Origin of the sequence: Tunturiibacter gelidiferens, from assembly GCF_013410115.1 — a bacterium.
Taxonomy (GTDB): Bacteria; Acidobacteriota; Terriglobia; order Terriglobales; family Acidobacteriaceae; genus Edaphobacter; species Edaphobacter gelidiferens.
Window position 1 is genome coordinate 1,571,391 of record NZ_JACCCV010000001.1, and the last position, 14,163, is coordinate 1,585,553.

Here is a 14,163-nt window from a genome sequence, read left to right on the forward strand (position 1 = left end):
TCCTGATGGGATATGCGGGTGCGAGTTCTTTATTTTGGGGTGCTGAAGGATGTCTTTGGCAATAGCGGTGAAGAGATGGAGTTGGCGGATGGAGCCTCGGTGACGGATTTGATTTCGGCTTGCCGAGGGCTTGCTGCGGACGCTGGGGTTTGGGATGCGATTGCGGTGGCGGTGAATCAGGAGTATGCGCGGGGCGTGGATGTGTTGAAGGATGGCGATGAGGTGGCTTTGTTGCCGCCGGTGAGCGGCGGGAGTTTTGGAGTTGGATGGCAGGGATAGGAAGGCTTCCAAAGGGGCTAAAGCCCCAGTTGGTTGGTCGGTAGAGGGCCAAGGCTGAAGCCTTGGCGTACCTAGAGGCAACGGCAAGGGCGATACAGCAGATCCCCTTCGGGGATGACAACCAAGGAGGCAACGGCAACTGGAGATGCAACGTCAACTTCAGCGGCAACTGCAACTGCCGAGGCAACTGCAAAGGTAAAGGCAACTGCAACTGCAAAGGTAAGGGCAACTGCGAAGGTGAGGGTATGCGGGGACGAGGATAGGATGATGCGGGTTGAGATGACGGATGAGGTGATTGCGGGGGAGGAGATAGTCGCGGAGATTAAGGCTGGTGCGGACGGCGCGGTGTGCGTGTTCGATGGAATCGTGCGGGATAATACGCGGGGAAGGAAGACGCTGTATTTGGACTATGAGGCCTATCGGGAGATGGCGCTGGAGAAGATGCGCGGGCTGGCGGGTGAGGCGGTGGAGCGATTTGGCGTGAGGGATGTGGCGCTGGTGCATCGGCTGGGGCGGCTGTACGTTGGGGAGACGAGTGTGCTGATTGTGGTGGCTTCGGCGCATCGGGGTGCGGCGTTCGAGGCTTGCCGCTGGTTGATCGATACGTTGAAGAAGACGGTGCCGATCTGGAAGAAGGAGCAGTTTGTGGATGGCGCGATCTGGGCGGATGGGGAGCCGTTTCCTGAGGCGGTAGGGTTGGGTGTTATGGATGCGGAGGAGAGCGGTCGCCCTTCGGACGATGCCCACATCTCAGAATCGAGATATGGGGCACCCGGTGAGACGGGGGATGCTTCTGAGGCTTTGGATTCGGGAGATGGGGAGCAGAGCGGTCATGCTGCGCATGATGCACCTACATCAGAAGCGACGTATGGGGCACCGGGTTCTTTGGCGAAGGTCGAAGGTGGAGGCGGTCGGTGAGATTGGTGGTCGGGGCTCTGGTTGGGTTGCTGATGGTGCAGGGTGATCTGCTGTCGCAGGCTCCGGTGGTGCGGCAACCGCCGCCGACGGTAGGGGCGCAGGCGCCGAAGGATCCGGATGATGTGCAGAGTCCTCCGGTGGCTGATGCGCAGACGAACGGCGCGCAGGCTGGTGGGAAGACGAATGGCACTGCGACAAATGGTTCCACGAATGGCTCTCCCGCGGGTGGGTTTCCTACGATTAAGGTGGAGACGCGGCTGGTGAATGTGGCGTTGAATGTGGTGGACGCGAAGGGTTCGCCGGTGGGTGGGTTGGGAAGGGACGATTTCGAGATTCTGGAAGATGGGAAGCCGCAGAAGATTGCGGTGTTTGAGAAGGAGGCTACGACGCCGCTGTCGATCGTGCTTGCCATTGATGCGAGTGAGAGCGTGATGACCAGCGAGCGGCTGGAGAAGGAGGCGGCGAAGCACTTTGTGCGGGCGCTGCTGCGGGAGCAGGATGAGCTGGACCTGATGGAGTTCTCGGATGTGGTGCGGGAGATTGTGCCGTTTACGAATCAGCCGAAGCGGATTGAGAGTGGGTTGAACGCGATTCAGCATGGAGACGCTACTGCGTTGTATGACGCGATCTATCTGGCGTCGGACCGGTTGGCGGGGACCTCGGCTGCGAACGGGCGGAGGCGGGTGATTGTGCTGATCACCGATGGCGGAGATACGGTGAAGGGCGCGCGGTATACGCAGGCGCTGGAGCAGGCGCAAAGGGCTGGGGCAATGGTGTACTCGATCATTATTGTGCCGATCTATGCGGATGCGGGCAGGAACACGGGTGGAGAACATGCGCTGATTCAGATGGCAGAGGATACGGGCGGGAAGTACTACTACGTGGTGGATCCCAAGGACCTGGAGCCGGCGTTTGCGCATGTGTCTGATGATCTGAGGACGCAGTATTTGCTGGGTTACTATGCGCCAAAGCGGGGGACGGACAGCTCATTTCGGCAGATCAAGGTGCGGATGACGGATGCGGAGATGAAGGGGAAGTATGACCTTCGCTACAGATCTGGGTACTACGCGGACGCGCGGTGAGGTTTATGCGTCGGCGTAGTTGGGGTCAATCGTGGACCGGATGAGGGTGATGACGTTGGCAGGGAAGCCGCCCTCGAAGGCGTTGCGGCGGATGATCTCTTCGTCGGGCGCGATGTAGATGCAGAAGATCTTGTCGGCGGTGACGAAGGAGGTGATCCACTTCACTTCGGGATCGATGCCTCGGAGGGTAGAGCAGGAGCTTTTGGAGATGGCGAGGAGTTGCTCGGGCGTGAAGTTACCAGCTCCGGGGATGTCGCGTTCGATCAGAAATTTTGGCATGACTGACCTCGAGAGAGATGGAGTTTCGAGCAGGCTCGGCGGGCACAGGATACTCTGGAGGACAACGATAGCACTGGAGACGGCTGCGGTCGATGGGAGGGTTACCGTGAAGAAGTTTGAGTTTGCGCATCTTGCTGAAGGGATCGCGCGGCAGGCGGGGGCGTTGCTGCGTGGGTTTTATGTGAAGGGGGTGGCAACCGAGTACAAGGGCGATGTGGACCTGGTGACGGAGGCCGATCGGGCGAGCGAGCAGTTGATTACGGAGAAGTTGAAGGCGGCGTTTCCTTCGCATGGGGTGTATGGCGAGGAGGGGACGCGGAGTGGGTTGGAGAGCGAGTTCCGGTGGTACGTCGATCCGCTGGATGGGACGACGAACTTTGCGCATGGGTTTCCGGCGTTTTGCGTGGTGCTGGGGCTGGAACGGCGCGTCGCGGGGCTGGCTGCGGATGCAGATGGAGAGATGGTTGCTGGGGTGATCTACGATCCGTTGCGGGATGAGATGTTTTCTGCGGAGAGAGGTAAAGGCGCGTGGCTGAATGGGAGGAAGATCTCGGTTTCGAAGATAGCTTCGCTGCAGGAGTCGCTGACGGCTACGGGGTTTCCGAGCAAGAAGCGGCATGAGAGCCCGAATATTAACTTCTATAACGAGATTACGCTGCGGTCGCATGGAGTGAGGCGAGCGGGGAGCGCGGCGCTGGATATGGCTTATGTGGCTTGCGGGCGGCTGGATGGGTTTTGGGAGTTCAATTTGAATCCGTGGGATACTTCGGCTGGTTTCTTGTTGGTGGAGGAGGCGGGTGGGACGGTGACTCACTTCGATGGGGGGAAGTTCACGCTGGATAGTCGCGAGGTGCTGGCGACGAATGGGCTGGCCCACGGAATCCACGGGGAGATGGTGCATCTGTTTACGGAGATGTTTGCGGGGCGGGAGCTGACGGCGATTCCTTCAGCGGCGGAGTTTGCGGCGAAGCGGTTGGCGGCGAAGTAGGGTGCGGAAGAGGCGAACGGCGCGGGTGATGCTGTTTGATGAGTCCGGAGAGGTTTTGCTGATTCGATTTGTGGTGCCGCGAGAGGATGGCGAGTTCGTCTTCTGGGCTTTGCCGGGTGGAGAGATAGAGGCGGGCGAGACGGAGACTGAGGCGGCGGTGCGCGAGGTGCGGGAAGAGCTTGGTTTGGATTTGGTGATGACTGGACCGGTCTATTGCGACAGGAATCAGTTTCTGCATCAGGGGGAGATGCAGGACAACACGGATTTTCTCTTCAGGGCGAAGTGTCGGCGCGAGGAGCCTCAACTGATGGGAGTTACGGCTGATGAGAGGGAGATCATGCGAGAGAGTCGCTGGTGGAGTGAAGATGAGATTGCGAATTCGAAGGAGAGAATCTTTCCTAAGAATCTGGCGGAGCGGATGCGGGAACAGAGCGGTCGAAGTGGGCTGGATCGAGCCTGAAGCGGGCGCAGTTGCATTGGGCAGCGAGTTGCGAAGGAGTGCGGTTGTGCTGCTAGAATCTAGCTACGAGCTGATTTTTGCGCGGCGAATTTAGACGGTGAATTTAGACGTGAGTTTACACGTAAATAAGGGAGATTTTTGAGATGGCTTATGTGATTGCGGAACCGTGCATCGGGACGAAGGATTCGGCTTGCGTGGATGCCTGCCCGGTGGACTGTATCCATCCGAAGAAGGATGAGTCCGGGTTCGGCGAGTCTGAGCAGTTGTTTATCGATCCGGTGGAGTGCATCGATTGCGGCGCGTGCGTGCCGGTGTGCCCGGTGTCGGCGATCTATGCCGGCGATGACCTTCCAGAGAAGTGGGCGGAGTATCAGACGAAGAATGCGGCTCACTTCGGGCGGTAATTGGTTTTAGGGATTTCAAAAGAGACGCGTGGCCAATGGGCTGCGCGTCTCTTTTTGCGTGCCGGCTCGGTTCAGTTCATCTTGAGATGGTGTCGATGACGAGACCGTGGGAACCGTTTTTGGCGTAGTCCTTTCCAGTGACCGTAACGTGCTCGCCTGCGTAGGGGAGTAGTCTAGCGTTCTGCGATGCGGAGGGTGTGTTGCTGTCGATCGGCAGATAGATGGTTCCGTCGTCTTGCAGAATGACCAGCGGCGAACCGTTTTTGGCGCAGGCTTTCGCGCACGCTACTCCGATGGGTTTGCTGAGGCCTTTGGTGTAGGCGCACGCGGAGTCGATGACCCAGCCGGCGACTTTGACGTTTGAGCCGCGTTCTTGTGCCATTGCGATTAGAGATACCGTCATTGCGGCTCCCACAAAGAATCCTTGGATTTTCTTCACGCTATTCCTCCCAAAGTATTGCTGGCGGCAGAAGTGGTTGCTCGCCGACGCAATCCTACACCTCGCATCGCCGGTTTCAGAGATGGCGCGGGGATCTCCGGCGATAGACCCGTGTTTGCTGGCTTGTTGCCGTGGTTGTAGCTGGCGTGGGAGGCACGGAGGAAGTTTTGGGGAGGGTTTCAGGAGGCGGCTCCTGGTTAGCCTGTTTTATTAGGACAAGCGCGTCTGCGATTTGGCTTATTTCGCGCTCATTTGGAAACCTCATTCGTTCGATTGAATCAATTAGAAGTGCCGGCGATTTTCTCGGGAAGTTGATAATTCTGTCGGCCAGGAAAGGTTCTATGTCAAAGGTTTGGCTTATTACGGGAAGTTCTCGGGGACTTGGACGCGCGTTTACGGAAGCTGTGCTGGAAGCAGGCGATCGCGTGGTGGCGGGTGCGCGAAATCCGGCGCAGCTTGCCGATCTAGAGAAGAGGTTTGGGGAGAGGGTTCGTGCGGTTTCTCTGGATGTGACGAGTGAGGCACAGGCGAAGGATGCTGTCGAGGCGGCGATTGAACGCTTTGGTGGGCTGGATGTGCTCGTGAACAATGCGGGCTATGGGAATGTAGCTCCGGTAGAAGATACGACGCTTGAGGAGTTTCGTGCGCAGATCGAGACGAATCTGTTTGGCGTGATCATCATGACGAAGGCGGTGATTCACTACTTTCGCGAGCGCGGGGCGGGACATATTATCCAGGTGACTTCGATCGCTGGACGACTTGGACCGGTGGGGCGGGCGCCTTATGCGGCTGCGAAGTTTGGGGTGGAGGGATTTTCAGAGTCGCTGTCGCGGGAGCTTGGACCGCTTGGGGTGAAGGTGACGATTGTGGAGCCGGGTGGGTTTCGTACGGACTTTGCTGGCTCGTCTACTGAACTTCGCGAAGGGCGGCCGGAGTATGACTCGACTGTGGGGGCGACGGTGCGATTTCAGAAGAACTACAACGGGAGGCAGCCGGGTGATCCGGCAAAGGCTGCTGCGGCACTTCTGCAACTTGTGTCGCTGCCGGAGCCTCCGCTGCGGCTGTTGCTGGGAAGTGATTGCTATGCGGCGGCTGAGAAGAGCGCTCTTGCGACACTTGAGGCTGACAGGAGATGGAAGGATCTTAGCGTCTCGACTGACTTCCAGAGAGATGACGGCTGAGCGGGGCCTGTTGCGTGGATTAGTCTTGGAGGGATGACAGAGCGGCAGGGAGAGGCGATCGTGTTGCGGGTGTGGCCGTTCCAGGAGGCGGACCTGCTGGTGAGCCTGTTTACGCGGGAACAGGGGCGGGTGAAGGGAGTGGCTCGTCATGCGATGCGGTCTCGACGGCGGTTTGGCGGGGCGCTGGAGCCGATGACGTATGTGCGCGCGACGTATGCGGAGAGGCCGAAGCAGGAGCTGGTGCGACTGGATGCGTTTGAGATTTTGAGTTCACCGCTGTCGCGGCCGATTGATTATGCGCGGACGGCGGCGCTGCAGTTTGTGGCGGAAGTCGTGGAGGAGGCGCTGCCGGAGCAGGCTCCTGAGGATGCGGTGTTTCGGCTGGTGCTGGCAGTGCTCGACCAGATACAGGTGGGCAGGGTGTGGATGCCGGTGACGTATTTTTCGCTGTGGATGAGCCGGCTGATGGGATGGATGCCGGAGTTGGGACGGTGTGTTGTGTGTGGACTCGTGCTGGATCCGAGAGACGGGGGCGGGGGAACGGTTTGGTATTCGTCTACAAGTGATGGGGTAACGTGCGAGGATGACCGGCGGCCGGGGAGTGTGGCGCTGTCGGCGGCGTCGGTGGGTGAAGCGGTGCGGATGTTTCGGGGGACGGTGGGCGAACTGGCGAAGGAGGAGTGGCCTAAGGGGCGGGCGGCGGATCTGCGGCGCTTTGCGGTGGAGACGCTGGAGCGGCATCTGGAGCGGCGGTTGGTGAGTGCGAGGGCGTTGGGGAGAGCGTGAGAGTTAGCCAGGAGAGCGGTTCGCGCGCGGCGAGAATGCCCACATCTCAGAATCGGGATAGGGGCACCCGGCTGTCTGACCGGGACGTTTCCGAAAACGCCGTTTCCGGTAGTCAGACGATCAAGCCGTCACCGTAGGTTTCCGATGAGCCGATTTCACTATTCCGATGCGAGATCCTATGCAACGTGCAGGTCCATGTCTAAGATGGAAGCGCCTGGCAGAGCGCTTTGATTTACTTCTTACCCCAAATCCACGTCGATAAGCGCGGAGCGCTCACGAAGTAATCGCCTCGCCGACATGAACATGCACACCGTCCTCTGAAGCGTCTTCGACAGACGCCAGAAGCACCCTGATGCAGTTTCGTCCAGCCCGTTTCGCGTTGTAGAGAGCCCTGTCCGCCCGCGCAAGCGTCGACACCGCGGTCTCGCACGGTCTGGCAAAGGTGAGCCCGATGCTCAGCGTAATCGGAAGCGCGAATCTCGAGACCGCAAGCCCACTCACCGCGTGTTCTATCCGTTCCGCGATTCGCAGCGCGTCTTCGTAGGAAGTCTGCGAAAACACCAACAGGAACTCGTCGCCTCCGTAGCGCCCGAAAAAATCATACGAGCGAAGCCGCGAGGAGATGACCTCGACAACCTGCTTCAGCGCCGCATCTCCTGCGGCATGGCCTGCCGTGTCATTAATCTGTTTGAAGTGGTCGATGTCGATCAGCGCCACAGCAAGCTCATAACCGTTTCGCTCCGCACGAACCAGCTCAAGGGCAAGCCGCTGATCAATTCCTCGCCTGTTCAGCGCACCTGAGACGTGGTCATACAGGGACTGCGCCTCAACAATCGCTACCAGTTCACTGCTCAGCATCAGCAGAAAGAACAACCCGATAATGCAGATGAACAGAAGGTTCACCACCAGCGACGGTGTCTGAAATCGGCTGGTCTGCATGAAGTCGTATGGAGGGCCATGCAGAAAAGTCACGATCGTCCGGACCGCACCAAATGACGCGTAGGCTGCCATGAGCGCCGCGAAGACGTTCAGGATCGACCGCTGTCTGGCCTGGTGGAACAACTCCACCGCGATCAGCCCGCGCGAAACCAACAGCACGCACGATACGATAACGATCCGCGCGGCGACCCGGTCCTCTACCGCACTGAAGTACGTCAACAGCAAAAGGGCGACAGCGCACAGGATCGAAAGGAAGCGAGTCGTCCGTGGACTACGAAAGAAGAGCAATATCCCGCGATAGAACAGCACAAATGTTGAGAAGATCAGGGAATGCTCGACAACGACAGCGACAGAGTTCGGCACGCCGCTTCGTAGAAGAATCAGGATGCACCCCAGAAAGCCCGAAAAAAATCCCAGCGCGAAGGACCCGGTGCCAGGCAGATGACGATACATCCGCCTCATTCCCAGAAAGGCGATCGAGTAAACCATCGTCAGCAGAATCTGACATGCGAAGAGCGTTCTGTTATCCATCCACGAGAGCCACATAATCTTGTGCAAAGTGCAATAAAGCGGTGCAGCCAGGTTAAGCGGACACGAGTTGAGGTTTGCGGCGCGTCCGACGCTCACATCACTGGGAAACAGGCTGGTTCAGCTGGTTCTAACTGCTTCTATTGATCGGCAATCAGCGAGAAACCGAGAGGAGGAGAGACAATTTGAACAACGGAGATCGACGAGTTGCCGAAAACTCGACTTTCGATTGCGTTGCGGCGATGGGTGTGGCATTTGCGCTTTGGTCAGGGTTGTTTGAAGTTGAGCCAGGCAAGGTTCATGTTGCCGCCGGTGAGGATGTGGACGGTGAGGACGCTTTTGCCGGCGGGGAGGTTGAGTTTGAAGAGGCTTGGGGTTAGGTTCCAGTGGTGCCACTGACGCCAGGCGAGGGGGTCGGCCTGGTTGAAGGTGGATTGGATGGTGAGGGGGCCGGTGGCGGGTTTGCCGTTGAGGTCGATGGAGATGGTCCCTCCGCGGTTGGAGGTGTAGAGAAGGTCGGCGGGGTAGAGGCCGGCGTGGGCGACTTCGACGGTGATGTTGAACCACTCGCCGGGCTCGGTCCAGCCGACGTAGAGCTGGTCTTCGGGCGGGAGGACGAGAGAGTAGGGGCTGTTGTCAGTGGGGTCGGGCGTGGTGTGGAACTTGGTGTAGGAGGTGTCGACGCCCTCGTGGATGCGGAACTCGTGGAGGTAGGAGCCGTCGGCGGGATTGAGCTCGCCGGAGCCGTGATTGACGGAGTCGGTGTCGTGGTAGGCGATGCCTTCGCCGCCGCTGTCGTAGAAGGCGCACTCTACTTTGCCGGGGATGGTTTGGGGTGCGTTTTTGTGGTGGTCGTTGCGGTAGGGGGTGCCCTTGTAGTCGCTGGGCAGATTGTTTTGAATGGCGAAGACGGTGGTGGTGAGGAGCGTGGCGAGGAGGGCTGCGAGCGGTCTTCTTTGCAAGAGGGTAGTGGCCTTTCGGAGACGGGTGCGGTGTTGGAGACGAGATGATGGTACACCGCACCTTCTTGCAGGCCTGGTTCGTGTGGTCGGATTAATGGGGGTCGGCGGCCATGGCGTCGTTGAATTGTTTGAAGAAGGCGTTGTACTTTTCGGGGCCGTTTTGTTCGGAGAAGCGGAGAGGCTTGACGCGTTCGACGAGGACTTCGGTGACGTCGGGTTGGGATTTGAGGATGTTGATGGTCTCGTTAAGGTAGTCGGCTAGCGGCATGGCGCGTGGGTCGGAGGCTTGCTTGCTGCCCATAAGCTCGGTCTGGACGTAGGGTGGGATGAGTTCGATGACCTGAATGTTGGTGGACTTGAGTTGATAGCGCAGGGCCTGGGTGTAGGAGTGGATGGCGGCCTTGGTGGCGTTGTAGGTGGGGGTCATCGCCATGGGGATGTAGGCAAGGCCGGAGGTGACGGTGAGAATAGCGGCGTGGGGTTGCTTTTCGAGGTGAGGAAGAAGAGCTGCGGTGAGACGGATGGGGCCGAGGAGATTGGTGGTGATGATTGCCTCGGCGTCGGTGAGGTCTTCTGGTTGAGCGAGGAGTTTCTCGGGGCGCATGATGCCGGCGTTGTGGACGACGGCGTTGAGGGCGGGGAAGTCGGCGATGAGCTTGGCGGCGAAGGCGCGTATGCTGGCGGCGTTCTCGATGTCGAGGATCGCGGAGGACATGCCGGGGTTGGCGGCTACGGTGTCGTCGAGGGCTTGTTTGCGGCGACCGGCGATGATGACGTGGTTGCCGAGTTTGTGAAAGGCCTCTGCCAGGCCGCGGCCGATTCCGGAGCCGCCGCCGGTGATGAGGATCGTATTTCCAGTGGTGTTCATGGTGTTGAATTCTCCTGACTTAATAGTAGGATTGTTTGTATCCATTGGGAAGTAGGCACCTTAAATATCTATACTTACCTAAAAGAGAGTGAAGAATTTATGGGAAAAACGAAGGTTGCGGCTAAGAAACCGGTTCGTAATAAGACGACGACAAAGGAACGGTCGAAGTATCCGGCTGAGGCGGACCCAAAGGTCGAGGCACTGGTCCGAGAGATTATTGCGCGTGTGGCGGACAAGTGGACGATGCTGGTGCTGGAGGTTTTGGAGGAGCACGGGGTGGTGCGGTTTACGCGGCTCGGGGAGCTGGTGGGCGGTGTAAGTCAGAAGATGTTGACCAAGACGGTGCGGCAGATGGAGAGGGATGGGCTGGTGACACGGAAGGTGCATCCTGTGATTCCGCCGCGAGTGGAGTATGAGTTGACGGCGCTTGGTTCGAGCCTGGGCGAGGCGTTTTGCGGGGTGTGGATCTGGGCGGAGAAACATGGGAGTGAGATTGAGCGGGCGCGGGTTGCGTTCGAGAAAAATGCGGTCAAACGGCAGGATTCCGTATAGATGGTTGTTGCCGACTAAGTTCTGGCATACTGCTGGGATGGCGAGGGCGGGTGGGTTCGCGTTTGGGTTGGGTATGGCGGGCCGGTTGGCAAAAGCTTGTGTGTGGGCCTTTGTGTGGGTATTCGTATGGGCTTTGTGGATGGCGGGGTGGGGACTGGGCTTGCCGGCCAGGGCACAGGATGCGGATATTCCAACGTTGCATGTCTATGCGAATACGATTCAGATCCCAGTGCTGGTGCTGGGGGAGGATCGGAAGAAGATTGCGCCGATCGCGCCGAACAGGTTCAGCGTAAGCTTCGACGGAGGACCGCCGTTCCGCGTCTCGCATGTTCGTCTGGAGGGGGATGATCCGATCTCGCTTGCGATTTTGCTGGACATGAGCGGGGCGGAGGCGGAGTTATCGTCGAAGCTTGAGGATGCGATTGCGGGGCTTGCGCCGTTGTCTCTGCGTTCTCAGGATCATGTCTCGGTCTACGGGCTGGATTGCGAGCTTACTCGCTATGCGAGTGACGTGCCAGCCGACCAGGCGCATTTGAAGAAGCTGGTCCATGAAGCGCTACAGTCATGGGTCGACCGGAGGCGCGATAAACAAGGGTCGAAGTGCAAACCAAAGGTGCAGCTATGGGACGCACTGGCCTTCGCTACCAATCAACTGTCGGCGCTTCCTGGCCGGCGGGTGATTCTTGCGGTGACCGATGGGAACGATAAGGGAAGCACGCATCGATGGAACGAGGTGAGGGTGTTCGCGCAGGCTAGTGCGGTTGCGGTCTTTGGCGTGACGTATGTACCGTGGCTTTCGGTTGGATCCCCCAGCGTGGGTAACGCATTGGAAGATCCCTTCCGTTCGATCTGTGAGTGGAGTGGGGGGTTGGTGTTTTCGGCGAACAGAAGTGACGTGGCGAAGAGGCTAAAAGGGTTTATGGAACTGGTTAGAGGACGCTACATCTTGGAGTTTCCTCGACCGTACAACTCGACGAAGGGACTACACGAGCTGGTGGTGGCTATCGATAAGAGCAAGGCGTTTATTCGCTCGACGGGGATCTCAGTACCTGTGCAGGATGCGAAGGTGCTGGCCGATCCGACGACGGTACATACGGATCCTGCCTTGGCCCCGGAGGTGGGGACGCATCATATTCTGACGCCGCCGCAGTGATGTCGTGAAGGCGATGAGGCGGTCTCCGGAGAGACGCCGATGTAAACCTACCCCGCACCTCTTCAGGTGGTGCGGGGTAGGTTTGAAGGGGAGCCGCGCCTATTTGGGAGGCGGCTGCTTCGACTCTGTTTTGGGTTGTGGGGGATGGGCGACTGGATGAGGAATAGGCTCGGGCTGCTCATGTGGACCGGCTGGGCGTCCGCTGCGCAGATTTTCGACCTGCTGTGGACCAAGAGGGCGGCCGGGGTCGGTCTTCTGTATGGCCTGTCGTTGCTGGACGAAGGTGGGTTGCGCGGGCGGGGGCTCGCTTCGGTTGATGAGCGGACGAGGTTGATCGACGGGCCGTGGCTGCGGCTTCGGTTGAGCGGCTTGCGCCGGAGGCTCGGGCTTCGGCTGGATGACCGGAGGTGGCGGCTGCGGTCTAGGTTGTGTTGCTTGCGCGGGCGGTTCGGGCCTTGATTGGTTGACGGGAGCCACGCTTTGCGGCTTCGGCTGGATGACAGGAGGTGGCGGCTGCGGTTTTGGTTGGGCCACTTGCACCGGAGGCTCGGGCTTTGGTTGGTTGATTGGAGCTACAGGTTGAGACCGTGGCGGGTTGGACTGGGCTGTGGGCTGTGCGGGTTGTGCCGGGACGGCGCGCGCGGGCTGGTTTGGAGTAGGTCGTTCTACGATTGCTTGTCGTTGAACGGGTGCGGGTGCGGGCTGCTGGATCGGTTTCTGGCCGCCGGGCAGAGGTTGGAGTTTGACTGCCTGCTGCTGTTGCGGGGTGAGGGTATGGACTGGGACGGGGTGGGCCTGGGCTCCGGGGACGGCCTGCGCAAGGCCAACGCGGGTTTGCAGGACGGGGCGTGCGAGGTTGACGGGAACGGCTCGGGCTGGGGCAGGCGCCACGATCTCATGGGTGGGTGTGATCATGGGGTGGGGCATGACCTGAGCCTGGACGAGCTGCTTTGGATCTACGTGAACGGCTGCTGACGCTACCGGACGTCCGGCAGCGAAGGCGCGCTGGGGAACGACGGTGGTGGCGGCGGTGCGATTGACGTAGGTGATGTTGTTGATGGTGGTGTTGTTGACGGTTGTCTTGTTGATGTAGGTGTTGGTGGTGCGGTTGTTATAGATGTTGCGGATCTCGGTGTCGTTGCGGCTATAGATGTTGGTAACGTTGACGCGGTTCACGTAGCCGGGGCTCGCGTGATACCAGGGAACATAGGTTTCGCGCGGGCCGAGTGGGAACCATGCGGCGAGGCCACCTCCGTTGCCGCCGCCGAAGCCAACGCTAACGGAGAAGTTGGATCCTCCGACGAAGGCTACCAGAGCTGGAGAGTAGACGGGACGCACGATGGTGGGGCCAGGGATCCATCCCCAGCGTCCGTTGAAGCTGGCCCAGCGGCCGTAGTGGAAGGGTGCGAATCCCCAGGGTTCGGCTTCGACCCAGGTCCAGCCCCAGGGGGCGATCCAGGCCCAGTGGCCGTTATGGTAGGGGGTCCAGCTGGCGTCGACGTTGCGGGGATACCAGACCTGACCGTAGTCCGATTGGGAGGACCATTCTCCATACTCCTGAAGGTCGCTGTATCCGATCATGTTTGGGTTGACGTACTGCTGCTGGGCGGCGCGGTCGGCCATCTGGCGGCGGTCGCGATCCTGATCGAAGCGGTCGAGGTTGTCGCCTGGGGCGAGCTCAACATATTCGACGTAGATGGGGTTGGAGCCGGTGAGGCGGAGGGCCTGGCCGGGATTGATGGCTTGAGAGAGATTGGGGCCGGTGGCTTCGGCCTCTCCGGAGTTGACGGTGACGACGGTGGTGTCGTCCTGGGGGTAGCTGTCGATGCGTACGTCGCCTGGCCGGACGATGGTGATGGTGCCGTTAGGGGTATCGATTTCGATGGTGGCGCCGTTCTGGAGGTCCCAGCTGCGGATGTGGACGGAGCCCTGGGCGAGGCCGAGTTGGGCGACCTGATCGGTCATGCTGGTGAGGGAGAGGTCGGCACCGAGGCCCATGCGGATGGCGAGGGCGTCGCTTTGAAGTTCGGCGAAGCTGGAGTTGTCGACGTAGATGCGGTCGCCGTTGGTGAGGGGATAGTTGGTTTCGGCCTGGCTGAACTGATCGACGCCAGCGGGCTGGAGGGAGACGTTGCCTTGAAGGATGCTAAGGCGGGCGACGCGCTCGGGTGGGTCTGTGTTCTGAGGATAATCCTGGGCATGCAGGGAGAGGGCAGAGAGGAGGGTGAGGACGAATGAGGCGATGATGCTCTGCTTGAAGAAGCCCCTAATGGTCGTACTACGTGTTTGTGGGGTTTTCATGGTCGTTCCTCGATACTTCGGTTGTATGAACCCGGCTTTTCCCG

At 59.6% G+C, this 14,163-nt stretch carries 16 protein-coding genes; 10 read left to right on the forward strand and 6 right to left on the reverse strand.

Translation table 11 applies throughout. From position 1 onward, the window contains the following. Positions 1–18 precede the first annotated feature (18 nt). The 3 genes from HDF12_RS06565 (at position 19) to HDF12_RS06575 (ending at position 2,279) form a co-directional block, all read left to right on the forward strand. Positions 19–279: a MoaD/ThiS family protein gene (locus tag HDF12_RS06565; protein WP_179581761.1), complete on the forward strand. Its 261-nt coding sequence runs from the start codon at positions 19–21 to the stop codon at positions 277–279. A gap of 114 nt (positions 280–393) precedes the next feature. Continuing rightward, positions 394–1,197 carry a molybdenum cofactor biosynthesis protein MoaE gene (locus tag HDF12_RS22235; RefSeq protein WP_257025386.1) on the forward strand — a complete coding sequence of 268 codons (804 nt, stop codon included), beginning with the start codon at positions 394–396 and terminating at the stop codon, positions 1,195–1,197. Then, positions 1,194–2,279 carry a VWA domain-containing protein gene (locus tag HDF12_RS06575; RefSeq protein WP_348641583.1) on the forward strand — a complete coding sequence of 362 codons (1,086 nt, stop codon included), beginning with the start codon at positions 1,194–1,196 and terminating at the stop codon, positions 2,277–2,279. Before HDF12_RS22235 ends, HDF12_RS06575 begins: the two co-directional genes overlap by 4 nt. 3 nt (positions 2,280–2,282) lie before the next feature. On the opposite strand, the gene HDF12_RS06580 is transcribed toward HDF12_RS06575, so the two are convergent. Next, entirely contained in the window at positions 2,283–2,558 is a 276-nt protein-coding gene (locus HDF12_RS06580; RefSeq protein ID WP_179581762.1) for a DUF4242 domain-containing protein, read from the reverse strand. Between HDF12_RS06580 and HDF12_RS06585 the strand changes: the two genes are divergently transcribed. From HDF12_RS06585 to HDF12_RS06595, 3 genes are all read left to right on the forward strand, one after another. Further along, a complete protein-coding gene (locus HDF12_RS06585) occupies positions 2,557–3,546 on the forward strand; it encodes an inositol monophosphatase family protein (protein WP_179581763.1) in 990 nt (329 codons plus the stop codon). The two genes, HDF12_RS06580 and HDF12_RS06585, sit on opposite strands and share 2 nt — an antisense overlap. Before the next feature lies 1 nt (position 3,547). Beyond that, a complete protein-coding gene (locus tag HDF12_RS06590) occupies positions 3,548–4,006 on the forward strand; it encodes an NUDIX hydrolase (protein ID WP_179581764.1) in 459 nt (152 codons plus the stop codon). A 143-nt stretch (positions 4,007–4,149) separates the two neighbouring features. Further along, positions 4,150–4,410: a 4Fe-4S dicluster domain-containing protein gene (locus HDF12_RS06595; RefSeq protein WP_179581765.1), complete on the forward strand. Its 261-nt coding sequence runs from the start codon at positions 4,150–4,152 to the stop codon at positions 4,408–4,410. A gap of 76 nt (positions 4,411–4,486) precedes the next feature. Here the strand turns inward: HDF12_RS06595 and HDF12_RS06600 are convergent, their stop codons facing one another. Next, positions 4,487–4,849 carry a hypothetical protein gene (locus HDF12_RS06600; protein WP_373563855.1) on the reverse strand — a complete coding sequence of 121 codons (363 nt, stop codon included), beginning with the start codon at positions 4,847–4,849 and terminating at the stop codon, positions 4,487–4,489. 341 nt (positions 4,850–5,190) lie between these two features. On the opposite strand from HDF12_RS06600, the gene HDF12_RS06605 reads away from it, so the two are divergent. Together HDF12_RS06605 and recO are read left to right on the forward strand one after the other, a co-directional pair. After that, entirely contained in the window at positions 5,191–6,030 is an 840-nt protein-coding gene (locus HDF12_RS06605; protein ID WP_179581766.1) for an oxidoreductase, read from the forward strand. A gap of 33 nt (positions 6,031–6,063) precedes the next feature. Next, positions 6,064–6,816: a DNA repair protein RecO gene (gene recO / locus HDF12_RS06610; protein ID WP_179581767.1), complete on the forward strand. Its 753-nt coding sequence runs from the start codon at positions 6,064–6,066 to the stop codon at positions 6,814–6,816. Between the two features lie 273 nt (positions 6,817–7,089). Here the strand turns inward: recO and HDF12_RS06615 are convergent, their stop codons facing one another. The 3 genes from HDF12_RS06615 to HDF12_RS06625 form a co-directional block, all read right to left on the reverse strand. Then, positions 7,090–8,286, reverse strand: a complete 1,197-nt coding sequence (locus tag HDF12_RS06615; RefSeq protein ID WP_179581768.1) for a GGDEF domain-containing protein — start codon at positions 8,284–8,286, stop codon at positions 7,090–7,092. Between the two features lie 263 nt (positions 8,287–8,549). After that, positions 8,550–9,245, reverse strand: a complete 696-nt coding sequence (locus HDF12_RS06620) for a carbohydrate-binding protein (RefSeq protein ID WP_246373551.1) — start codon at positions 9,243–9,245, stop codon at positions 8,550–8,552. Between the two features lie 91 nt (positions 9,246–9,336). Beyond that, the gene (locus HDF12_RS06625) at positions 9,337–10,113 is read right to left on the reverse strand and encodes an SDR family oxidoreductase (RefSeq protein ID WP_179581769.1); all 777 of its coding nucleotides are present in this window, start codon (positions 10,111–10,113) and stop codon (positions 9,337–9,339) included. Between the two features lie 99 nt (positions 10,114–10,212). On the opposite strand from HDF12_RS06625, the gene HDF12_RS06630 reads away from it, so the two are divergent. Beyond that, positions 10,213–10,665, forward strand: a complete 453-nt coding sequence (locus HDF12_RS06630; protein ID WP_179581770.1) for a winged helix-turn-helix transcriptional regulator — start codon at positions 10,213–10,215, stop codon at positions 10,663–10,665. A gap of 7 nt (positions 10,666–10,672) precedes the next feature. Then, entirely contained in the window at positions 10,673–11,818 is a 1,146-nt protein-coding gene (locus HDF12_RS06635) for a vWA domain-containing protein (protein ID WP_246373549.1), read from the forward strand. A 99-nt stretch (positions 11,819–11,917) separates the two neighbouring features. On the opposite strand, the gene HDF12_RS06640 is transcribed toward HDF12_RS06635, so the two are convergent. Then, complete coding sequence (locus HDF12_RS06640) at positions 11,918–14,119, reverse strand: DUF6600 domain-containing protein (protein ID WP_179581771.1); 2,202 nt, start codon at positions 14,117–14,119, stop codon at positions 11,918–11,920. Between the last annotated feature and the right edge of the window lie 44 nt (positions 14,120–14,163).